The organism is Pseudohalocynthiibacter aestuariivivens (assembly GCF_018457175.1).
In the GTDB taxonomy this organism is placed as follows: domain Bacteria; phylum Pseudomonadota; class Alphaproteobacteria; order Rhodobacterales; family Rhodobacteraceae; genus Pseudohalocynthiibacter; species Pseudohalocynthiibacter aestuariivivens.
The window spans coordinates 157,191-179,894 of sequence record NZ_JAGFNU010000009.1 but is presented as its reverse complement, the minus strand read 5'-3'; the positions used below and the strand labels follow the sequence as shown (position 1 = coordinate 179,894).

The window sequence follows — 22,704 nt, the reverse complement described above, 5'->3', positions numbered from 1 at the left end:
AACATGGCACAAGTACATCTCGAAAACGTAACGGTCCGGTTTGGATCCGCTAAATCGAACCAGATAACTGCGCTTCAAAACCTTGATCTGGTTATCCCTGAAGAACAGTTTGCAGTTATCGTCGGCCCATCGGGTTGCGGCAAATCCAGTGCACTTGATCTTGTGGCCGGCCTGAACCGGGCAACCGAAGGCCGGGTCACCTTGGGGAGCACCGTGATTGAAAAACCGGGTTCCGAACGGGGTATGGTCCCGCAAAACTACTCTCTATTTCCCTGGTTAACGGTCCAGAAAAACGTGGAGTATGGGCTCGCGCTCAAGAATGTGCCCAACGCAGAGCGCACTGAACGAGCAAGCCACTATGTTGATGCGGTTGGTCTCACAAAGTTTCGCAAGGCCTATCCTTCTCAGCTATCTGGCGGGATGAAGCAACGCGTAGCGATCGCCCGCGCTTTGGCAGTCAATCCGGAAGTTTTGTTGATGGATGAACCCTTTGGCGCACTCGACAGTCAAACGCGATCCGTGATGCAGGAGCTCCTTTTGAAAATCTGGCAGCAAGAACGCAAGACCGTTTTGTTCATCACTCACGACATCGATGAAGCGCTGTATCTCGGGGATGTGGTTTATGTGATGTCCGCACGTCCCGGCCGGATAATAGACACCGTTCATGTCGGCATAGAGCGCCCCCGGGACTACTCGGTGACCACCAGCTCAGAATTTGTCGACCTGAAAAAACGCATCATGTCGAGCTTGCACGCTGAGGTCGACAAAGCCCTTGCAATGACCTGATCACAGGAAACGAGATAACCATGACTGAGGAATTTGACTATATCATCGTTGGTGCCGGATCTGCAGGGTGTGTGCTGGCCAACCGGCTAAGTGAAGATCCGACGAACAGGATTCTTGTTCTTGAATTCGGGGGGTCTGACCGTAACGTAATCATTCAGATGCCGTCAGCCTTTTCGATGCCGATGAACACCAAACTTTATAACTGGAAATATGAAACCCTGCCTGAACCGGGGTTGAACGGGCGGCGGGTTCATTGCCCGCGTGGAAAAGTTTTGGGTGGTTCGTCCTCGATAAACGGGTTGGTCTATGTGCGGGGTCATGCGCGTGATTTTGATGAATGGGAACAGCTTGGAGCAGCCGGATGGGGGTACGCCAGTTGTTTACCGTATTTCAAGAAATCCGAAAGTTTTGAGGGCGGTGACCCTACATATCGCGGCACCTCAGGCCCGTTGAGTGTAAATGCTGGAAATCGCATGAAAAACCCGCTTTACGGTGCCTTTGTGGAGGCGGGAACTGAAGCAGGATACATCAGAACCGATGATTCAAATGGCTATATGCAAGAAGGTTTTGGGCCAATGCATATGACCGTTAAAGACGGTGTGCGCTGGTCTGCTGCAAACGCCTATCTGCGCCCAGCGATGTCCCGCGAAAATCTCGTGGTTCGCACAAAAGTCATGACCCGTCGTATCCTGACGGAAGGCCGCAAGGCGACCGGGGTGGAATATGAAAAGGGTGGGAAGATCACGAAGGTTACCGCACGCCGGGAAGTTATTGTTGCCTGCGGCCCCATCGGGTCTCCGCATTTGCTCCAGCGTTCGGGAATCGGGCCCGTCGCCGTTCTGAAAGAGGCGGGAGTAAAAATTGTTCACGATCTCCCCGGTGTTGGTGAAAACCTGCAGGATCATGCCGAAATATACATCCAGTTTGCCTGTAAACAGCCAATAACGTTGAACTCCAAAATGGGTCTGATTTCCAAAGGTCTGATTGGCATGCGTTGGCTGCTGTTCAAAGATGGGCTTGGGGCAACAAACCATTTCGAAGCCGGCGGTTTCATCCGGTCTTCCCCTAAAATGGAATGGCCAGACATCCAGTATCACTTTTTGCCAGCTGCGGTTCGTTACGACGGCAAGAAGCCAATCAAAGGACATGGTTTCATGATCCTTACCGGCCCAAACAAGCCCAAAAGCCGGGGTTACGTGAGGCTGAACAGTGACGACCCTTACACGCATCCGGATATCCTTTTTAACTATCTTAACCGTGAAGAGGATCGCGATGGGTTTCGTTCCTGTATTCGGCTGACGCGTGAAGTTATGAATCAACCAGCCATGGCTGATTTCAACGCGGGTGAAATAGCCCCGGGTGCCGAAGCAACTACGGACGATGAATTGGATGATTTCGTTCGTGATAATCTGGAAAGTACCTATCATCCCTGTGGCACTTGCAAGATGGGGACAGATAAAATGTCAGTTGTTGACCCGGAGTTGCGCGTGCAAGGAATTGAGAACCTGCGTGTCGTAGACAGTTCGGTTTTCCCGACAGAACCAAACGGCAATCTTAATGCACCGACGATGATGCTAGCTGAGCGTGCCGCGGATTTGATCCGTGGAAGAAAACCGCTTGCGCCTGAAAACGCACCAGTTGGTGTAGCACCAGGGGTTGGCGAGACGCAAAGACCCTCAAAAATCGTCTTATGAGGTAGTGTAGCAAAGGCTTGCATGGGCTCTTTGCGGTCACGCGGCGGCGCAGAGTGAAACCCTGTATCAGTGTCGGCTGAATGTCGGCTTCCAATGTCGCGGCATGGTTGGCACGCACTTGCAGAGAATTCACACTTCCCGCCCTTTGGTGCAATGAAACGTGCGGGCTTGAAGTCCTTGGGTCCTTCCGCGACCCTTTCGACATGCGGGTAATTCGCACCGCATGCCAAGCAAGTGTTTTGAATTTAAGAAAGGTTGAGGATGGGGTTGTTGTTGTTTGGATTGTGCACCTAGCATTCAGTTTCTTATAGTTCGATTTCCGCTTCCGACCCTCAGCAGCCACTCGTTCCTCGCGCAGCGAAAGTCAGCTTTGAGCCCATTTTGACCGATGCTGCGCTGTACGTATTCCGACGTGATGTGCCGAAGGCGGAAACGGCTGTACGCAAGGCGGACCCAAATCGGCCGTTCATTGACAGGCCTGATACCGCAGCGCAGATTCCTCGCGGTGGACATCGCCCTGACGAGGTCAAGCCAGCAGACTACAGTAGGCGCCCACCCAACCTTGCATGGACAAACTGGCTTCGATGTGCCTCTTATTAGACCATTTCTTTATGTAACCTTGTATAGCGGGTCAGAGCGGCTCAGATGGTCTCCCATCATCTTCATCGCGCCAGAAACATCATGCGTTTCCAGAAAATCAACCATGCGGTCATGTTCAAGCAAGGTCGTATTCTCGCGTCCGGTCCATAGCAACAAAGGCTTATAATACTCAAACAACCAAGACAGCATTGCTTGAGTGACGGCTTGAATAAGCGGATTGCCCGAAATCTTGGCAATCGCGACATGAAAGGCAATATCTGCCTCGATGAAAGCTTTGTCTTGGCCCAACTTGCTGCGCTGATCTTCGATCAGGGCACGAAGAACCGAAATGTCATCGGGCGTACAGCGTTCTGCTGCGAGCTGCGTTGTTCCGGCTTCAAGTATCTTTCGCAATTGCTTGAGGTGTTCCAGATTTGATGGTTCGGTCGACAGCAGCAGTTTTGCTATGTCATCCATTTGATCAAACGCAATACCAGCGGTCAATTTATTGACCCTGCTCCGCTCACCGTGAGTGATGGAAATCAGGCCTTTGTTGGCCATCGATTGCAGCGCTTCACGAACAGCAGGGCGCCCCACGTTGAACCGTTCCATCAGAGCCCGTTCCGAGGGCATCGCATCCCCGGGGGCAAGCTCACCTGATTGGACCATGTCCCAGAGGCGTTCAAAAACCTGATCTGACAGCTTTTGCCGCACAATGGGCGTGTCAATCCTTTCGGGTTTTGTATTGGGGTCTGCAGGCATGTAATTTCACTACTTTCTGGTATCCGATCCTATTATTTGCACATGCATGACAAGTTGACCACCTGACATGCGTGGTATTCAGTTCATAAGGTCGCTTAAAAACAGCGATACTTGCGGCACATAGGTAATGATCATCAGTGCGGTGATCATCGTGAACACAGGGATGACCAGCGATTTGAACATGTTCTGAACCGGGATGGTCGCCACTTGAGCGGCGGCAAAGAGGTTGACCCCCAAAGGCGGTGTGAACATGCCAAGAGCAAGGTTAACCACAATGACGATCCCGAAATGTACCGGATCAATGCCAAAGGCGATGGCAACCGGAGTCAGGATCGGCGCCAGAACGAGGATCGCTGCAGCCGTCTCAATGAACATGCCGACAAAGAACAACAGAATGTTGATGGCCAACAGGAAACTCCATGCATGTTCAAAGGTTGAATGTGCCCAAGCTCCAACGACGTTCGGCATGCCGGACAGGCTGATCAGGAAGCTGAACAGTGAAGCCGCGGAAATGATCAGCATGACCGCACCCGAGGACATAGCCGCACTCTTGAACAACTCAGGCAGGTCGCTCAGCTTCATTTCTTTGTAAACAATCAGCCCGAGGAAGAGCGCATACATCACGGCAACCGCTGCAGCTTCGGTCGGAGTAAAGACGCCGCCATAGATCCCGCCAAGAATGATCACCGGCATCATCAAGGCCCAGAAGGCTCTGAAGAAAGCGCTTATGATCGACTTCTTATCGTCGCCGTCCTGTTTTCCGTAACCTTTCACACGGCACCAGATTTGCACCATGAGGATCAACACACACACAATCAGCAAGCCTGGTCCAATGCCCGCAATGAACAACTGCGTTATGGATGTCTGGGTTGAAACCGCAAACAAAATCAGGGGAACCGACGGCGGGATGATGACACCCAATTCCGATGAAGAGGCCTGAATAGAGGCGGCCATGTTGACCGGATAGCCATGCTTGACCATCGCTGGGATCAGGATAGATCCGATCGCAAATGTTGTCGCAACCGAAGACCCGGAGATGGCCGCGAACACCATACAGGCGACGACACAGGTGCTTGCGAGACCACCCTGCGTGCCACCCACCAGAGACTTTGCAAAATCAACAAGACGGTGGGACACGCCGCCCTTGGTCATCAGGTTACCGGCAAGAATGAAGAAGGGGACAGCCATCAGCGGAAAGCTGTCGAGGCCGGTGAACATCTTTTGCGGGACAACCAACAAAGGAAGGTTGGAGAAGAATACAATGCCAAAGATCGAGGCAAGCGCGATGGAAACCGCGACAGGGATCGTGACGGCGAAGAAGATGATAAGCGAGAGGGCGAGAGCACCGTTCATTCTGACACCTCCGTTAAATTGATATGGCCATGCTCTGCATCGAGATGTGCAAGCAGCAAACCGGGAAGGGCGAGCACTGCGCCAATCGGGATCGCGACGTAGAACCAGGCTACGGACACATCCAGCATAGCGACCTGCTGATCGACAACGCGCAGGGTCATTTTGTAGCCGAACCAGATGAGGATGAAGAGGAACAGTGCGATGGCCGCTGTCACCAGACGGATAACCCAGATTTGCTTGTTATGCGGTAGTAAACTTCTGAGCACATCAATTGGGATCATTTTGCCGTAACGAAAAGCAGGACCCATGATCAGGAACACGCCCCAAACGATGACGGCGCGTGCAAGAACTTCGGACCACACGGCAGAATCGCCAAGGATGAAGCGGGTGATAACTTGGTAAAAAACCAGAAGTGCGGCGACGCCAAGCATAATCGCAGCGAGGATATGGGTGATCCGGACAATAATATCTGAAGCCCTAATAATATAGTTCATGTTCCCCTCCCTTGTTTGAAAAGCGCCACCCGATCTCCCGGATGACGCTGCTTTTGAGGTCGAACGCTTATTGCGCGTCTTGGATCTGCTTGATCAGGTCAGCAACGCCCATTTCTACGGCGTACTGCTCATAAGCAGGCTGAACGGCAGCAGCGAAAGCTTCTTTGTCGACGTTCTCGACCACGTCCATGCCGTTTTCACGCAGCAAGGCAACGCCATTCGCTTCGTTTTCTGCTACAGTCGCGCGTGTTCCCGCTGCTGCGGCTATGCCAGCTTCAACGAACCAGCCCTGCTGCTCTTCGGTCAGGCCATCCCATCGACCCTTAGACATCACGACGACGGCGGGGGAGTACACATGCTGTGTCAGGGTTACGTATTTCTGGATTTCCCACATGTTGTTGGCAACCAGAACCGGGATCGGGTTTTCCTGTCCGTCGATGGTGCCTTGTGCCAGCGATGTGAGAACTTCAGTCCAGCTCATCGGTGTTGGCGCGGCACCAGCCGCTTCAAAAGCTGCGATATGGACTTTGTTTTCCATTGTACGCAGTTTCAAACCCGCAAGGTCGGCAGGCGTGTTGATTGGGTGGGTGTTATTTGTAACATTGCGGAAGCCGTTTTCGCCCCAAGCCAGACCAACAAGGTCGTGGGCTTGGAATTCGTCTAGCAGGCCTTGGCCGATTGGCCCGTCCAGAACTGCATGTGCCTGATCGTAGCCTTTGAACAGGAACGGGAAGTCGAGAGCATAGACATCGGGAACAAAGTTGCCTATCGGACCGGTCGACGAAATGGCCAGATCGACGGTGCCGATTTGTAGACCTTCAATGACGTCACGCTCTCCACCCAAAGCGCCGGCTGGCTTGAGGTTGATTGTGATAGCGCCACCGGACAATTCCGCCATTGTTTCAGCAAAGGCCTTGCCGCCATCGCCATAGTGGGACTCAAGCGGTGGCGTGAAGGCAAGGTTGAATTCTTGAGCAACTGCTGTCGTTGCAGTCATCCCTAATACAACCGCTACACCAGTCAAAGTCTTGTTTATCATACGCATTTGGTTTCCTCCCTTTAGCGTTTCAGATCGGGCATATGCCCAAATTACTCTTGGATCAGGTGATCCGGTCGACGCTTGCCGCAATTTCATCGTCGTCGAAACAGCGTAGCCAATCGTCTTTCATCAGGACCGGGATCCCGAATTCGATGGCCTTGTTGGCCGCGTCCGAAAAGACGCCCTTGTGTTCGTCAAACATGACCGCGCCCATGATGTTCATGTGGCCAAGAAGAAAGTCTCTGGCGCAGTCGTATGACACACCCTTCCTGACTACTTCGTCCATTGCCATGCGCAGGACCTTCATCAGCGAACCGTTCACTGTTTCAGACAACCCTGGCTCGAGCAACGCGAACTGCTTGAGTGTGACACGGTGTGAACGCGCAACGGGTGCATAAATCGCACGGCCAACCTTTTCGCCCAAGACATAGTCCTCTTCAGGGCCTTGAACCAATGTGTTCACGATACCCTGCTTGGCCGCGATGCCGCCGAAGTAATCCCTCTTGGCTTCCATTTCCGTTTCATCATTCCAGATCGGCGGATGACACGGGTGAGAGACAAAATATGTAATGTCCGCACGCTCGGGCAGATGACCGGCAAAGGGGGCCGCACCATCAAGGCAAACAAGCATTGCGCCCGATTTGATTTTATCAACGATCGCCGCGGCGACCTTGCCAATGTGTGTATCCGGCACAGCAAGCACAATGACGTCCGCCCCATCCAGCGCGACATCCACATCGACGCAGTCAACGCCATAAGCTTCTTTAACGCGCGCGCGGCCCTCGTCTGAGACCTCAACATGAAGCGTCTCGAATTCAGATGTCTTGGCAAGGTTGGCTCCAAGGCGCATCCCCATTTTTCCGCCCGCACCAAACAAAGCAAGCTTTGTCATGAACTTTCCTCCCTTCACTCCACGCTGAACGCGTAATCAAATTGACAACTGGTATGATAAGGTACTAACATAATGATTATGTCAATAAAAATTTCATGATTGAGAGTGTCACGCATGCAAAACACCGAACGCAGCCTTCCTGATGGGCCTTTGGTCGCTTGGTACGGTGATGACTTCACAGGTGCCTCAGCGGTGATGGAGGTTTTATCGTTCGCTGGCCTTCCCTCGATGCTGTTTCTACAGCCGCCGACAGAAGCTCAGTTGACGCCGTTCCCGGGCATCAAAGGGATCGGCGTCGCATCGACGGCACGGGCGCAATCCCCTGAATGGATGGACACGCAACTGTCTGATATTTTCTCACGGCTAAAAGCGCTGAACCCAGCCATCCTTCACTATAAGGTCTGCTCTACGCTGGATTCTTCGCCCGACGTCGGATCAATCGGGCGGGCAATCGAGATCGGTGCAGACCTATTCCCGCCCGCAGTTATTCCTGTATTGATCGCGGCCCCCCAGATGCGCCGATACCAGTGCTTCGGGCATTTGTTTGCGGGTATGGGAGAGGCAGTGTTCCGGTTAGACCGACACCCTGTCATGTCCCGCCATCCTATCACTCCAATGGACGAATCCGACGTTGCGGTGCACATCGCAAAACAGTCGAACCGGCTGGACGTAAGCTGCATTTCGTTAACAACGCTCGGCTCTGGCAGCGACGCCCTTATGCCATCCAAAGCCTCAGTTGATGGTCGGATCACGGCTGTCACGCTAGACAGCGTCGATGCCAGATCCGAATCGGCTACCGGTCAGATAATCTGGCAGGGCCGTCACGGCAGCCGCTTTGTGGTTGGATCGCAGGGTGTGGAATACGCGCTGGTCCGGCATTGGCAAGACGCGGGTCTTCTGACGCCGATGGACCCGCCAAAGAGCATTGGTCGCGCCGAGAAAATGGTCGTTGTCTCTGGTTCGGTTTCGCCGACCACAGCCGAACAGATCGCGTGGTCCAAAGAAAACGGATTTGCCGGTATTGCCTTTGACGCCTCAGTTGTCTGCGATGACGCCACAGTGCTGGGATATGAAATGGACCGTGTGATTGACGCGGCACTTGAAGCGATCGCGCAAGGCCTTGATCCCCTGATCCACACCGCAGAAGGCCCCGATGACCCTGCAGTTAATCGGTTCAGAGCAGCTGTGGCCGAGTCAGAACACGACATGTCTGCCGCAAATCAGATGACTGGTGAGGCCCTTGGCCGGATCCTGTATCGCGTTTTGGAACGTAGCGGAGCGCGGCGCGCCGTGGTTTCGGGCGGTGACACATCCGGGCATGCGACACGTCAACTGGGCATCTTTGCGCTTTCGGCGCTGGCGCCCACCATACCTGCCGCAGCGATCTTCAAGGCCCATGCTGACGGGGCAATGGATGGTTTAGAACTGGCACTAAAGGGCGGCCAAATGGGCAGCCATGATTACTTCGGCTGGGTCCGAAGCGGAGGAGGAGCACGATGAACCGCATTACAGCAACATACGAGATTGAATCTCCCATTGGGATTACCAAAGCAGCCGAGGTCATGGCGGGCGAACAATCCACAGGCACCTTTGGAAAAATCGCGTTGGAAACAGACGAACTACGTGCCCGGTGCGCGGCCCAAATCGATGAATTGACCGTTAATAGTGTTGGGCACAGCCCGTCCCTACCAAGTCGTTTTTCTAGCAACAGTTACGAGCGCGGGATCGTCAAAATCAGTTGGCCCATCGACAATCTGGGGACGTCTTTACCAAACCTCATGTCAACAATTGCAGGCAATCTTTTCGAGCTGGCAGAACTCTCGGCGATCCGCATGACAGATATCGGCCTGCCCAAGGTCTTTGCCAAAACCAATCCCGGCCCCGCTTTCGGTGCCACAGGGACGAGAGGGGAATTGGGTGCGCATGATGGACCGATCATTGGCACAATCATCAAACCTTGTGTCGGACTAAGCCCTGCAGAGACAGCCGACCTTGTTCAGATATTGGCGGTCGCAGGAATCGACTTCATCAAAGATGATGAGTTGCAGGCCAATGGGCCGCATTGCCCATTCCCAAAGCGTGTCGAAGCAGTTATGGGCGTTCTGAACGCCCACGCTGACAAAACAGGCAAACGGGTGATGTATGCCTTTAACATCACCGACGAAGTTGACCAGATGAAGCGCAATATGGACCTGCTGAGCGCGCATGGGGCCACATGCGCAATGGTCTGCATGAATTCGGTAGGCCTGAGCGGCCTGCGTGCAGCACGCGATCACGGCAACCATATCATTCATGGCCACAGAGCTGGATGGGGACTTTATTCCAGATCGCCTCATATTGGCATCAGTTTTCCAGCTTGGCAGAAACTCTGGCGCCTCGCCGGTGCCGACCACCTGCATGTCAACGGCTTGGCCAGCAAATTTACCGAGCCTGATCCAGTTGTCGCAGAATCCGCCAAGTCAGTCCAAACTCCGGTCTTCTACGATCGCGGACCAGCACATCTTGCCATGCCGGTTTTCTCATCAGCGCAGACAATTTGGCAAATCCAACCGGCCAGAACCCTTTTGGGAAACGACGATTTCATCTTCTGCGCAGGTGGCGGGATCATGAGTCATCCAGGTGGCCCTGGTGACGGTGTGATCGCTTTGCGACAGGCCGCCGATGCGGCGCGCGCCGGCATATCGATCGAGAAATATTCACGCCAACATCCTCAGTTGCGTGCGGCGTTGGACGTGTTCATCAAGCCAACCCTTGATCTGGGTTGAAGATCGAGTTTCGGCAAGGAAAAGTTAGTGGAACGTCCACGGATCTCTGCTTTTGCGCTTAGTGGCAGTTTGGGTGCAAAGCGATATTTGGCAGTTGCCGACCAATATCCGCTCTGTCCCGCATAGCTGCCATCGGGGCGGCGAGCGGCAAACGGCTGTTTTGAGTCCCTAGTGACCAATGTTGCGACTTGTACATTTTGACGAGAAGAACCGAAAACGACTATTGGCCTGCGGCACTACTTTCGCAAGCTGGAGGGATGCTGTCGTGCGCTGCAAGATTGCAATATCATACTGACGTTACCGCTCCGTTTCCTATCGGTCCTTATAGAATGGACCCAACTAACTCAGGGCAATATCGTGGCCAAGATTCTCATCATCGAAAGCAAACCACCGTAACTGGTGGCTATGGGCAACGCGGCCTTTTTTGGATTCGTGTGCTCTGTCATCGAACGATATCGAAGTTTATCACAGCTCAACTGGTGGTAAAAAATTTACGAAGCGCTTTAAGAAAGGTTATCTTTTAACAAAAAAGTCTCTCGTAAGTTCAAAAAGAGTTACAATTTTTTCAAATCTGAAGGGAACGTTTGGTGCTAAAGAAAATTGAAGAGTTGAGACAACACATCCAAAAGCTCGAAGACGAATTGGAGGCTGAATTCGAGGACGCACGCGTGGCATTGGGTGTTCATATTGAGAACGGACGTGCAGTGTTCCGGGAAGAAGTGCTGCAGCGCCACAGCGAACTTCGAACAAGTCTTTTGAAATATGTCAGCGGTGCAAAATTGCTGACTATCCTGACAGCTCCTGCTATCTACGCTGTTTTTGTTCCTTTGGCGTTGCTTGATTTGTTTGTTTCAATATATCAACTGATCTGTTTTCCGGTCTACGGCATAAAAAAAGTACGTCGAAGCAATCACATTGTGTTCGATCGACACCGCCTTAAATATCTGAACGGTATCGAGAAAATAAACTGCGTTTACTGTTCTTACGCGAATGGAGTCCTCTCGTATGTAGTTGCTGTTGCTTCAGATACGGAAAAGTACTGGTGTCCGATCAAGCATGCGCGTCGAATTCCAAATCCTCATGGGAGTTACCATTCGTTCGCAGATTATGGAGACGCTGAAGGGTACAAAGACCGTGTTGCAAGATGTCACCGATCGTACAAGAAAATTGACGGCTCTACTCAAGAATAAAGAAACTTTTTTACCTATCGAATAATAAGATAAAGTCTTGTTCCTCCACGAAAAATCGTGAGCGCTACAGCAGAACTGTTATCGGGAAGAGCGCTAAATAGCTCCTCTACAGTCAATATTTTCTGTTTGTTTACGGCCATTATTACATCACCTGCCCGCAACCCTGCGTTGGCTGCGGGACTATGGCGGAGAACTGAGACGACTGACACACCTTCTACAATTCCAAAGCCTTGCATTCCGGAACTCAGGGCTTTGAATTCGGCACCCGTGAGTCTGTTAACGCGGCTTTCTACTCCGGTACGCGTGGGTTCGGTTGGTATGTCGATTGTTGTATCCAGCGTCATCAATTCGCCATCTCTGAGTAGTGTAATCCAAAGCGTTTCTCCGGGTTTTGTCAGGCCGACCATATTTCGCAGGTCACCAGAATCGTCAATGCTTTCGCCATCGACATCAATCACGATATCACCGGGCAAAAGCCCGGCCTTTTCTGCGGCAGAACCCGGCTCTACCTGTACAATGATCGCGCCTTGCGTAGTATCCAAGTCAAGGGCGGCCGCCAAATCTGGTGTCAAATCCTGTGCAGAAACACCAAGCAATCCACGACGGACTTCGCCATATTCGATCAATTGCTCCATAACCAGTTGTGCCATGTTGATGGGCACCGCAAACCCTATTCCGACGTTGCCACCAGAAGGGGCAATGATTGCCGAGTTTATGCCGACAAGATTGCCGTCGAGTGTTACAAGAGCTCCCCCTGAGTTACCTGGGTTGATTGATGCATCCGTCTGAATGAAATCTTCAAACCCTTCGGGGTTGATACCAGAACGATCAAGTGCACTTATAATGCCGGAAGTCACAGTCTGACCCAAACCGAAGGGGTTACCGACCGCCACAACAAAATCACCAACCCGCAAAGTCGAGGAATCTCCCATTTGCAGGGCGGTCAAATCTGATGGGTCAATTTTTAAAAGCGCAATATCAGTTGCACTGTCTGAGCCGATAACCACCGCCTTAAAGTTTCGTCGGTCGTTCAGCGTCACCGTGATTTCGACCCCATTTTCGATCACGTGATGGTTGGTGAGAATATAACCTTTTTCCGCGTCAATAACGACGCCGGAGCCAGCACTTAGACGCCGCTGTGGCTCCATGCGTTCGGGAAAATCAAAGTAACGCCGAAAGAAGGGATCGTTAAACAGCGGGTTCATTCGAATAGGTTTCTCTGAGACCACAGCAATGTTCACAACTGCGTCAGTGATTTTCTGCAGCAAGGGCGCAATCGTGGGTATGCCACGTTCATCTGTTTGAGCTAAAATCTGTGCCTGTGCCGGAAACGCCTGAGCATTCACAAAAACCAAGGTTACACTTATGAAAAGAAATCTAAAAAAGAACCTGTCCATCTGATAACCCTCCATTTTCACAAAATATCATCTAATGTCTTTGTCTTAGAGACGGTGAACTTATGCGGACTGCGTACTCCATTGACGAAAATCACACATGCGCTTGGCTCTTAACCTTTTCTGGGGACCTGCCTCTAATCGATATAGATCTAGAAAAATAATTATATAGTGACGCATACTACGGCCTATTTTTTGCCTAAATCCCTACAGCGCTTTCTCGTTGCCCTTTTTCTTCAGATTCGGGGACTTCCGTCATTGTTGCTTCTGTCAGCAAAAGAACACTGGCTACAGAAACAGCGTTTTCAAGGGCGATACGTACAACCTTTGTTGGGTCAATGATGCCAGCGTCAACCAGATCTACATATGTATTTGTTGCAGCGTCATATCCGACATTCTTTTTGCTGTTCATACTTTGGGCGACAACAACGCCGTCATCGACGCCAGAATTTTCAGCGATCTGCCGCATCGGTGCGGAAAGTGCGCGCCGCAGTATCTGGAGACCGGTACGTTCGTCACCCTCGACAGATTTTTCAAGGTCTTCCAAAGGCTTCGTGCAGCGTAAAAGTGCCAGTCCGCCTCCTGGGACTATCCCTTCGGAAACGGCAGCTTTGGTCGCATTAATCGCATCATCAAGCGCTTCTTTCTTTCGTTTCATTTCAGTTTCTGTCGGCGCGCCCACGCGGATAACAGCAACACCACCAGAGAGTTTAGCAGCACGTTCTTCCAGTTTCTCGCGGTCATAATCGCTTGTCGTCTTTTCAATCAGGTTGTGAATTTGTTCAACCCTGGCCTTGATCGCCGCGCTTTCGCCAGCGCCGCCGACGATCGTTGTTTTGTCGCCGTCACAGACAACGCGACTGGCGCGCCCAAGCTGCGGAAGCTGAACTTTTTCGAGCGTGAGCCCAATATCTGACGAAACCATCTGAGCTCCGACAAGAATTGCGATGTCCTCTAGCATGGCTTTACGCCTGTCTCCAAAACCCGGTGCTTTGACTGCAACGTTGGGTAAAACACGCCGCATCTGATTTACAACCAGGGTTGCGAGCGCTTCCCCATCTACGTCCTCTGCGATAATAAGGAGGGAATTTCCGCTTTTTACAATCTGCTCCAGTAAAGGAACAAGGTCATTCATCGTTGTAATTTTTCGGTCACATAACAGGATCAATGGATCTTCTAAAACAGCTTCCATTTTAGCCGCATCGGTCACGAAATAGGGGGAGATGTAACCGTGATCAAATTGCATCCCTTCGACAATATCCAGCACGGTTTCGGTGGTCTTCGATTCCTCCACCGTGATCACACCGTCGTTCCCAACCTTTTCCATTGCGTCAGCAATAAGTTCGCCGATTACTGTATCGCTATGCGCGGAAATGGCGGCGACCTGTGCTTTTTCCAATTTTGTTTCGACGGGTTTCGACATTTCTTGCAGGGTTTTGACGACGGTATTCAACCCTTTTTCAAGACCTCGTTTGATTTCGACCGCACTGGCGCCCGCCACAACGTTCCGTGTTCCGTCCGCGAAAATTGCATGGGCAAGTATCGTCGCGGTGCTTGTGCCGTCACCCACCGCGTCACCTGTTGTTTCGGCAGCCTGACGAAGCATGCGCGCTCCCAGGTTTTCCTCGGGATCTTTCAACTCGACTTCCTTGGCGATGGTGACACCATCATCGCAGACAATTGGCGCACCCCATTTTTTCTCGATGAGAACAGATTTTGATCGTGGCCCAAGCGTTACACGCACCGCGTCGGCCAAGGCAGATGTTCCGCGTAAAATTTTCTGTCGGGCGTCTGACCGGAATGTTATATTTTTGTAGGGCATTTTGCAGTCCCAACTTGCTCAGTGCAATAACTTGAAGCATTTAAGTAATAAGATGGCCCCCGCGTGATACCTGGGGGTGCGGGGGCACATCGTCGGTGGCAGACATAAAATAGTTCCGCCACCTGTTTCGTTCCGGAAATTTAAAGGTGACCGGAGCTTTCTCAAGTGTCATTCGAAGGCCATCTATGCTTTGGCTTTGACCTTCACCTTTTTCGTTTTTGCTTTCGCTTCAGGTAGTTTTGGTAAAGTGACCGTCAAAACACCCTTGCTGAAAGAGGCATCAACCTTGTCTGTGTTAACCCCTTCGGGTACAGCAAGCGATCGGGTGAAGGAGCCATAGCGCCGTTCGGAGAGATAGTAATTTCCTTCTTTCTCACCCTCTTCGCGTTCTTCCTTTTTTTCACCGCGGATGGTCAGCATGCGATCAGAAAGTTCGACTTCGATATCGTTTTCGTCCATACCGGGCAGCTCAGCTTTGATCTGAACTTCCTTTTCCTTGTCAATGACGTCTATAGCTGGGACTTTGGTGCCAAAATCAAAGGGCGTGGACAATGTCGGAACTTTCCATTGACGCGCCAATCGTCCAAACGGCCACCCTCCCTGAAACTCGTCAAAAACGTTTTCGATTTCTTCACGCAGATCGAGCAACGGGTGCCATTGTGATCTTGATGCGTCTGGCATGTCTTCTTTTGTTTTTACGGCTATATCGCTTTTCTTGTTCATAGTATGTCCTCCAGAATTTCTAAGGAAGTAAACGAAGCTCCCCTGAAAACAACTTAGGTGTTTGCAAATTTTTCTCATTGACGTTTGTCAATCATTCGCACCATCGAACATCAGAAGATGAACCGTTGGCTGAATACTTGTTAGGAGAGCTCGAATCCGCAATTTCAGCGAAGAGAGAGCTATGCCTCGCACCCGTCGAAATCGGAGTCTGTAGCGCCATTTTTTAGACAGTATGCAGCGGTTGTTTCAGAAACTCGCCGTGCCTGTGGGGACTGGTTTGCTTCTGTCTGAAAGCACCAATAGAAATGTTGGAAACTGAATGGCATATGATCGTCCACTCACCGAGCGAACTTCTTGCCCAGAAAATGGGACCGAGTGCTGACATTTGTCAATCTTTCCCTGGCCGCGCGCGATGCAGTGCTTCACGTACATGCGAAGTTTGCAGAAATTTGTATCTGTTCAAGCCTCTGACTACACTCACTTCAATTTGGAGCGCCACCTCTACAGTTGGGCCAAATTCAAGCTTAACCGCACAGCTGGTCTGGCCGAGTGACGCCAACTTTGTTCCGCATAAGTGCGCCCTATTTGCGGCAAACGGAGATTGGTTCGAACTAGTCTGACAACCCTAGGGTCGGTGTTTGATGGCACATTTATAGTGCTGCGGGGGGCATTTAATATAGATCTTTAAAATCTCAAAAACCGAAGCAAATATCAGCTACTCGCCAAGTAGGCTGGATCAGGGAAAGTTTGCAGTCGTAACGAACAACAGACCGGTGGCACTTAAGATCAACAAAAGCCACAAAACGACGGCCCTGAAAGTTTTTGGATCCGTTGATGCGAACTGCCTAGAGCCAAGCCATACACCAAGACCCAGCAGTGGAAGTGATACCAAGATCCGGTGGACTGTGAGACCATCGTAGAACCCTGAAGTAGCTAGAAATCCACCCGCCCAAACATCCGCCACAAACAAGTATGCAATCATGGTGGCGCGCATGCGCGTGGCTTTTTCATCTGTCAGGCTGAAAAACAACGCCAGAACCAAACCACTTAAGGCAGTTGCTCCGTTGGCTATACCGATGGCAAAACCCACCAATCCGTGCACCAATGACGGCAATGTGCGTAACCGTTTGTGTGAGAAAATAAGATAAAAACTTGAGATAAAGATAAAGGCGAGGACTGAAATGCGAAGGGGATCTTCAGGAAGAATTCCGAGAAGATAGACGCCTATTGGGGTTCCAACGAAACCGGCAGTCAGAAGTATGGAAAGTTGCTTCCACCGAATGTCAGAAAATATTCCACGGGCCTGACCGGACGAGGCAGCTAATTCTAAAGCGATCGACAGCGGTACGATCTCGATGATCGGGAGCGAGATCGTTAACCCCGACATGAGAACCGCTGTAAAACCAAACCCGGAATAGCCGCGTATGTAGGACGCTACAAATAGGACGGTCCCGCACCAGACTAGGTCAGTAATCGAGAGGCCCAGAAGCGGTATCATGGAAATCCAATCCAAGTGAAAACCAATGTATTGATTGTCTAACTAGACCTTGCAAGTTGGCAAAGGCGAAATTCCGATTGTTACACCAACTCACTTACACTCGATTATAAAAAAAATTTCTTCGTAGAATGCAATGTAGATATGTACGGACTCTCGGGACACTTCCTGTAAATTCCCTGATTTGGGATGGAGGAAGTTTTCATGACGAACGAAGAACGCGATATTCAACGCAAATTGTGAGTGCTCATAGAGCGGCTTGGCGCCCGCATAGTGTTCGCTGATGACACCACCCCCAAAAGTGTTGACGCCATCGCCTATGCCAAAAATCCAAAAAAAGGAGGCGGGGGGATCAGTGTTGCGAGACGAATGCGAAGTAGTCTAGGCATGTCTGCATGAAACAAGTCCCCAAAAATACCACGGATGAAGCGCTTATTCAGGAATTCCTGAACAAAGGCGGCAAAGTCAGCGTTGGCAAAACCAAACCCCTGCCAAGTGAGCTGGGTTTGAGCAACAATTCTTGGAACAACAAGCTGACTAAAGAAGAAAAGTCCGCGCGCGATCGGAAGTGATCTAGCAAGGCGAGGCCCTGCCTTTCTGCGCTTACTACACTATCCTCTCCAACAGAGATGGGCGGAAGCGGCCATTCGCTGCGTCATTCCCAGATGTCAGATGTGCGGAACAGAGCACCATTTCGCTGCACTCGTACCAATGTCGGCTGTCGGTTTGGCAGCCCGCGAGGTCTGCGCACTGACATGACCCTCGATTTAAGACCGTAGCTTTGAAGTAGTTTGGCCTTTCGGCAGTCACTGCAATATGTCAAAGCCCTTCATCAAGAGATGAAGGGCGAGTTGCCAAATGTGGTAATGAGTTCTTACTCTTGGAAAACTGTGCTGAGCCATTCGTCCAAGTATCTTGAGAACAAGCCTGGAGCATCGAGCATTACAAAGTGGCCAGAATCCGGCAACGTTCTTAGTATGGTATCTGGCAACATCTGGGCAAACCGCTCGCCCTCCGACCTGTCGACCCAGCGATCTTCTTCTCCCCAAAACACCGTAGTTGGAACAGTGACGCTTGAATATAGCTGTTCAAGTTGTTCGGTGTATTTGTAATCATACTGTCCAACCTGCCGATAGTAGGCCCGCTGACCTTCATTTCCTAGCCAAGGTGCAATCAGTCTATCCAAGACTTCGCTATTCAGATTGTGCGACACCGCGGTGTTTAAATGCGCTGCCAGAACGGCACGGTGAATGTACTCCGGTACGTTGGCAAACGTCTCTTCGTTCTCTTTCACATGTCGCGAGAAGGGCGTACCCCAAGGTGACAGAACAACACCATCACTAACACAAATCGCTTTCACATCCGCCTTCTCAATCAAGTGAGCGCCCATCACAGTCGCCCCACCAAAGTCGTGCCCAACGAGGACGGGGTGCGAGAGGTTTTTGGCGGCGAGCCATTCGGCCAGCACGCGCGCGAAGGACCTCAGCCGAACTTCCTGACCCTCAAACTTGGCGGAAGCTCCATATCCGGGCAGATCAAGCAAATGAAATCGATAGCGATGTTGCAAACGCTTAATGACTCCATGCCAGATTACCGAACTCACAGGGGTGCCATGGACTAAAACCACATCAGGACCCGTTCCGAATACATCGTGTGCTATACTTCCGCTGGTCGATTCAAATTGCTGCGTTAAATCAAATTTTGTCATGTTACCTTTCCTTAGCATCTATTTCGGGATACAAATCTCGCTTTTTTGGCGATATGTCGAACGAAGTTTCGTCATGCGGGAATGAAGGATCGTCATGTTTCCACCCATCCAAAACCTTCGCGCGTTTGTCGCCGTTGCCAACACAGGCCAATTTCGTATTGCTGCTGAACAAATCGGGGTGAGCGAGTCTGCTGTGAGCCATCAGATCGCACGTCTGGAGGCGCAAATGGGTGTGCAGCTACTTGAGCGGGGGCGGAATGGCGCGATGCTTACAGAGGTCGGGCGTGTATTCTATTTGCCAGTTTCCGCAGGCCTGCGTGAAATTGAACGCGGGTTGCAATTGGTCAATCAAGACAAAAGCAACATCGTAACGATTTCCGCGCCACAAACTTTGTCTTCTCTTTGGCTGGCACCCAATCTTGCCTCTTTTTATGAAGGGAATCCGTCTGTCGAACTCCGGGTATTCGCCACCGACCGGATCTGCGACCTCAAAAATGAGGGGATCGATTTTGCGTTGCGTCGAAGCACAGGTGATTGGCGCGGGTGCAATCAAGAGCCCTTCTGCGATGAGGAGATTTTTCCAGTCGCCACAAAAGCACTAAGTGTTCAAGTTAGAGAACTTGGTTGGCAACGGGCGTTTCAGGTCATCCCAATAATTCTGAATGAAGCGCATGTGGATGAGTGGGAAAGATGGAGCGCAGAGGTAAGAATACCACTGGCCGACAACATGAAGTTCCGCCGTTTGAGTTCTTATGATCAAGTACAGGCCGCAGTAATCAACGGGCTGGGTATCGGGATGGGACGAACACCGCTTTGCCTAGAGGCTTTGGGGGACGGACGCCTCCATCGGATAGGATCCCAAAGCTGCGCAACACACGCGTATCAACTCGTCTGGCCCTCAGATCGCCGAACACATTCCCGACAACGAGCATTTTTGAATTGGTTGCGAAAAATGAAGCCAGATCGACTTGCCAAAGGCATACATACTGATTGAGTGTATGCTCTCCAAATTATCATAGCCGCCGTTCGTTTGAAATGCAGCATTCGGTAAAATGGGCTCGTTGCGGTAGTTCGCCGTCCGTCCACGAACGATCGGTTTGGGCCGAAAGCAGATTAGAACGCAGAAGGTTTTTTAAAGTTACTTGAGCTTCGACGCCATAATCTCGGCAGCAGCTCTTAATGGATCATCTGCAAGATGTGAATATCGCTGTGTCGTCATTGGATTTGTGTGCCCTAGTAGCCGCCCCACAATAGCAAGGCTCATACCGCTGGAAACGAGTTGTGATGCATGCGTGTGGCGATTGTCGTGAATGCGATAGTCTTGAATCTTAGCTTTTGTAACGACAGTGCGCCAAAATTTCTTGAGATCAACAAGGGGTTTTTGAGGTGATCGGCCTGGGAAAACAAATTCCGATCCTTCGTTTTTGATGTCAAATATCCCCGCTAGGAGTTCTTGGGAAGCGGTGGAGAGAGGCAAATGCTCCGTCCGCTTTTGCTTCGTGTGGTGTGAAGGCTTGATCCAAACGCCACGCTCAAGATCAAAATCTACCCATCGAGCGGTTAAAACTTCGCCAATTCGTGCCCCTGTCAGTAGTTGCAGTCGAATTGCATTTGCAGCTTTTTGATTTTGATGCTGATTGAGGGCAACGACCAGTCTGCCAAGTTCGTCATCCGACAGCCAACGATACCTTTTTTCTTCGTGAAATTTTTCAACGCCCTTGACCGGGTTGTCCGTGCGCCATCCCCATTTGATAGAAAGTTCAAACATCTTGGAAAGAAGAGAGAGAACCCGGTTGGCTTGATAGGGTGTTTGCTTGAGGGAATTGTGAAGGGTCTGAATATCTTTATGACCAACTCCGGAGGCTCTGTGATTGCCGAGCTTTGGCAAGATCAGGCGATTCAGCATAGATTGATCATTTGCAACGCTTTTGGGGCGCTTTTTTGGGATCGCGTGAATTTCCAAGTACTGTAGAGCCAAGTCCTGCACAGAAGGTGCATCTCGCTTTGACTTGGCTTCTGCTACTGGATCTTGACCTCTGAGGACGTCGGAGAGAAGGCCCGTCGCAATTTCCTTAGCCTGTGCAAATGACATTAGAGGGCCGTGTTGTCCAATTGTCTTTCTACGAGATCTACCCGTGGTTTTGCTTCGGTATTGAACGACATAGCTTTTGGTGTTGTTTGGCTTCACGCGTACACCAAAGCCAATCAATGAGGTGTCCCAGTAAACAGTGTCAAAAGGGCAGGGGGCAAGCTTATCGACGACGCTTTTGGACAATCGGATTTTTGACATAACTCAATTCGCTTGAACTGTATGGGTAAGCATAAGGTAAGCAAAAAGTCGAGAAATTGGAAGTAGAAGATAGTTTGAAATAGTAATGGCATAGAATTAAATACTATCAAAATATATGCTTACAGGGTAATTTCGAAACCCACAGAATAGTAGAGAAGTAGGGACCGTAAGACTTTAATCAGTAGGTCACTGGTTCGAGCCCAGTAGGGCTCACCACATCTTTCTATTTTCAGTAAGCTAGTGCTATTTTGTGCATCGTGATTGTCGCGATGGGCTTTTGAGGAAGCACTGTGGAAGCTGCCGGGAATCGCGACTTGCAAAGTTGCGGTGTTGTCGGAACGCAATGTTATCGGTTTTCTGCGAAGGCTAGGAAAGTTCATTCGCCCGCATCGTGTTATGTCAATGACATTGTTTGCCGAGCAAATTTCTACGGCTACGAAACCAGAAACAGTAGTTCCAGAATAGCGTGCGGTCCAAGATAGACCGCCAAGCGCGTCAGCTGGAAAAGTCGGTTCTTCATGGGCGCATATCCTGAAGGCCGTAGGTTCAAATCTTATTCCTGAAATCAACCTTTCTTATATAAAACAACATGCTAATCACCAACAAGAAGCGGACATTTGTTTTGCCAAATTCCACGTGAAAGTGCTGTGAAAGCAGCAGGAGGAGTTTGGTGGGTGTGACGCTGCAGCAACAGCGTCGTTTGCTGATTTCTGGTGTCACCGCCGACACGCTGGGTATGCAGAAGGTCTTTTCTCACCGAAAACAGCCACCTTACACTGAAGATAGCCAATTAAACTGCGACGGTGGAATATTTCGGGCATTCATACGTTAGGAACATTTCACAGGAAAACAAAATGCAGCCCCCAAATTACGTGCCTCACAATAACACATCGGATGAGCAGCTGTCAGCCCGCCAGCAGCTTTATAGTCTGTTTGAAAGCCGACCCTTTGATGATGCGACTCTTCTCACCAATTTTGGCCTTTTTGCTCGATCTTCCGCTTTGGCGAAGATCTTTTTCTTGTAAGAAGCCTATAGTGAGGCGCTGACCTTGCCTGACGACATCTTCGTTTTGGGAACATGGCTGGGCTAGGATCTTGTTGTATTTGAATCCATGAGAGCAATGCTGGAACCCTATAATGCGGCCAGAGCGCTCGTAGGTTTTGATACTTTTGTGGGTACGAGGGCATTACCGGCAATGATACCCGCTCGGAAACGGTAAAAGACGATGGGTATGCTGTGTCCGAAAACTACAAAGACTATCTTGGTGCCCTGTTGGCTTATCATCGCTCAGAAAACGCAATGGGACACGCGCTTCGGCACAATCTTGTGCAAGGTGATGCTTGCGAAACCGTAGCCGAATATCTTGACCAGCATCCTGAAACCGTGATTGCCCTCGCCTATTTTGACATGGCTCTGTATGAGCCTACAAAAGCCGCGCTCGTGGCAATGGAAGAGCGTTTTCTTTCTGGCAGTGTACTAGTATTCGACGAATTGAACGACGAGCATTACCCGGGCGAAACAATGGCCGTTCGCGAATGGCTGAAAGGGAAAAGCTACATTGTCAAAAGATCACGTTTCTTACCGGACCGCTCATTTGTGATACTCAAATGATATGTGCTGCCAATCACTGGGGTTGTTAATCAGTAAATTTTAGGTAACTGGCGGTGTCTATCATGCGTTATCGTTGCTGTATTTGTTCGCCAATAGGAAGCTTTTT

19 protein-coding genes and 1 pseudogene are annotated in these 22,704 nt (G+C 50.8%); 9 read left to right on the top strand and 11 right to left on the bottom strand.

Annotated features, from left to right (window positions below):
• Positions 1-3 precede the first annotated feature (3 nt).
• Together J4E70_RS14175 and betA are read left to right on the top strand one after the other, a co-directional pair.
• Positions 4-786 carry an ABC transporter ATP-binding protein gene (locus J4E70_RS14175; protein WP_213890289.1) on the top strand — a complete coding sequence of 261 codons (783 nt, stop codon included), beginning with the start codon at positions 4-6 and terminating at the stop codon, positions 784-786.
• A gap of 20 nt (positions 787-806) precedes the next feature.
• On the top strand, positions 807-2,480 hold the full coding sequence (gene betA, locus J4E70_RS14170; RefSeq protein ID WP_213890288.1) for a choline dehydrogenase: 1,674 nt from the start codon (positions 807-809) through the stop codon (positions 2,478-2,480).
• A 609-nt stretch (positions 2,481-3,089) separates the two neighbouring features.
• Here the strand turns inward: betA and nanR are convergent.
• The 5 genes from nanR to J4E70_RS14145 all read right to left on the bottom strand — a co-directional run bounded on the left by nanR (position 3,090) and on the right by J4E70_RS14145 (position 7,599).
• Positions 3,090-3,821 carry a transcriptional regulator NanR gene (gene nanR / locus J4E70_RS14165; protein ID WP_213890287.1) on the bottom strand — a complete coding sequence of 244 codons (732 nt, stop codon included), beginning with the start codon at positions 3,819-3,821 and terminating at the stop codon, positions 3,090-3,092.
• A gap of 78 nt (positions 3,822-3,899) precedes the next feature.
• Positions 3,900-5,174, bottom strand: coding sequence for a TRAP transporter large permease (locus tag J4E70_RS14160; protein WP_213890286.1), 1,275 nt, complete (start codon positions 5,172-5,174; stop codon positions 3,900-3,902).
• On the bottom strand, positions 5,171-5,668 hold the full coding sequence (locus J4E70_RS14155; protein ID WP_213890285.1) for a TRAP transporter small permease: 498 nt from the start codon (positions 5,666-5,668) through the stop codon (positions 5,171-5,173). Before J4E70_RS14155 ends, J4E70_RS14160 begins: the two co-directional genes overlap by 4 nt.
• Before the next feature lie 67 nt (positions 5,669-5,735).
• Entirely contained in the window at positions 5,736-6,713 is a 978-nt protein-coding gene (locus tag J4E70_RS14150; protein ID WP_246531764.1) for a TRAP transporter substrate-binding protein, read from the bottom strand.
• 55 nt (positions 6,714-6,768) lie between these two features.
• Positions 6,769-7,599, bottom strand: a complete 831-nt coding sequence (locus J4E70_RS14145; RefSeq protein WP_213890284.1) for a phosphogluconate dehydrogenase C-terminal domain-containing protein — start codon at positions 7,597-7,599, stop codon at positions 6,769-6,771.
• Between the two features lie 114 nt (positions 7,600-7,713).
• Here J4E70_RS14145 and J4E70_RS14140 point away from each other — a divergent pair, with 114 nt between their 5' ends.
• The 3 genes from J4E70_RS14140 to J4E70_RS14130 all read left to right on the top strand — a co-directional run bounded on the left by J4E70_RS14140 (position 7,714) and on the right by J4E70_RS14130 (position 11,554).
• The gene (locus J4E70_RS14140) at positions 7,714-9,099 is read left to right on the top strand and encodes a four-carbon acid sugar kinase family protein (RefSeq protein ID WP_213890283.1); all 1,386 of its coding nucleotides are present in this window, start codon (positions 7,714-7,716) and stop codon (positions 9,097-9,099) included.
• Complete coding sequence (locus J4E70_RS14135) at positions 9,096-10,364, top strand: ribulose-bisphosphate carboxylase large subunit family protein (protein ID WP_213890282.1); 1,269 nt, start codon at positions 9,096-9,098, stop codon at positions 10,362-10,364. Before J4E70_RS14140 ends, J4E70_RS14135 begins: the two co-directional genes overlap by 4 nt.
• A 587-nt stretch (positions 10,365-10,951) precedes the next feature.
• Complete coding sequence (locus tag J4E70_RS14130; protein WP_213890281.1) at positions 10,952-11,554, top strand: hypothetical protein; 603 nt, start codon at positions 10,952-10,954, stop codon at positions 11,552-11,554.
• A gap of 14 nt (positions 11,555-11,568) precedes the next feature.
• Here J4E70_RS14130 and J4E70_RS14125 read toward each other — a convergent pair whose 3' ends face one another.
• The 3 genes from J4E70_RS14125 to J4E70_RS14115 form a co-directional block, all read right to left on the bottom strand.
• Complete coding sequence (locus J4E70_RS14125; RefSeq protein ID WP_213890280.1) at positions 11,569-12,951, bottom strand: DegQ family serine endoprotease; 1,383 nt, start codon at positions 12,949-12,951, stop codon at positions 11,569-11,571.
• 196 nt (positions 12,952-13,147) lie between these two features.
• On the bottom strand, positions 13,148-14,770 hold the full coding sequence (gene groL, locus J4E70_RS14120) for a chaperonin GroEL (protein WP_213890279.1): 1,623 nt from the start codon (positions 14,768-14,770) through the stop codon (positions 13,148-13,150).
• A gap of 183 nt (positions 14,771-14,953) precedes the next feature.
• Positions 14,954-15,493: an Hsp20/alpha crystallin family protein gene (locus J4E70_RS14115; RefSeq protein ID WP_213890278.1), complete on the bottom strand. Its 540-nt coding sequence runs from the start codon at positions 15,491-15,493 to the stop codon at positions 14,954-14,956.
• A 403-nt stretch (positions 15,494-15,896) separates the two neighbouring features.
• On the opposite strand from J4E70_RS14115, the pseudogene J4E70_RS19380 reads away from it, so the two are divergent.
• Positions 15,897-16,046 (top strand): annotated as a pseudogene (locus J4E70_RS19380) (IS6 family transposase); the annotation flags it as partial.
• Positions 16,047-16,229: 183 nt separating this feature from the next.
• Here J4E70_RS19380 and J4E70_RS14110 read toward each other — a convergent pair.
• A complete protein-coding gene (locus J4E70_RS14110; RefSeq protein WP_213890277.1) occupies positions 16,230-16,991 on the bottom strand; it encodes a sulfite exporter TauE/SafE family protein in 762 nt (253 codons plus the stop codon).
• 392 nt (positions 16,992-17,383) lie between these two features.
• Between J4E70_RS14110 and J4E70_RS14105 the strand changes: the two genes are divergently transcribed.
• On the top strand, positions 17,384-17,560 hold the full coding sequence (locus J4E70_RS14105; RefSeq protein WP_213890276.1) for a hypothetical protein: 177 nt from the start codon (positions 17,384-17,386) through the stop codon (positions 17,558-17,560).
• 302 nt (positions 17,561-17,862) lie between these two features.
• Here J4E70_RS14105 and J4E70_RS14100 read toward each other — a convergent pair whose 3' ends face one another.
• The gene (locus J4E70_RS14100; RefSeq protein ID WP_213890275.1) at positions 17,863-18,696 is read right to left on the bottom strand and encodes an alpha/beta fold hydrolase; all 834 of its coding nucleotides are present in this window, start codon (positions 18,694-18,696) and stop codon (positions 17,863-17,865) included.
• A gap of 94 nt (positions 18,697-18,790) precedes the next feature.
• Here J4E70_RS14100 and J4E70_RS14095 point away from each other — a divergent pair, with 94 nt between their 5' ends.
• Positions 18,791-19,690: a LysR family transcriptional regulator gene (locus J4E70_RS14095; protein ID WP_213890274.1), complete on the top strand. Its 900-nt coding sequence runs from the start codon at positions 18,791-18,793 to the stop codon at positions 19,688-19,690.
• A 144-nt stretch (positions 19,691-19,834) separates the two neighbouring features.
• Here J4E70_RS14095 and J4E70_RS14090 read toward each other — a convergent pair whose 3' ends face one another.
• On the bottom strand, positions 19,835-20,986 hold the full coding sequence (locus tag J4E70_RS14090) for a tyrosine-type recombinase/integrase (protein WP_213890273.1): 1,152 nt from the start codon (positions 20,984-20,986) through the stop codon (positions 19,835-19,837).
• A 1,237-nt stretch (positions 20,987-22,223) separates the two neighbouring features.
• Here J4E70_RS14090 and J4E70_RS14085 point away from each other — a divergent pair.
• A complete protein-coding gene (locus J4E70_RS14085) occupies positions 22,224-22,598 on the top strand; it encodes a hypothetical protein (protein ID WP_213890272.1) in 375 nt (124 codons plus the stop codon).
• The last annotated feature ends 106 nt before the right edge of the window (positions 22,599-22,704 follow it).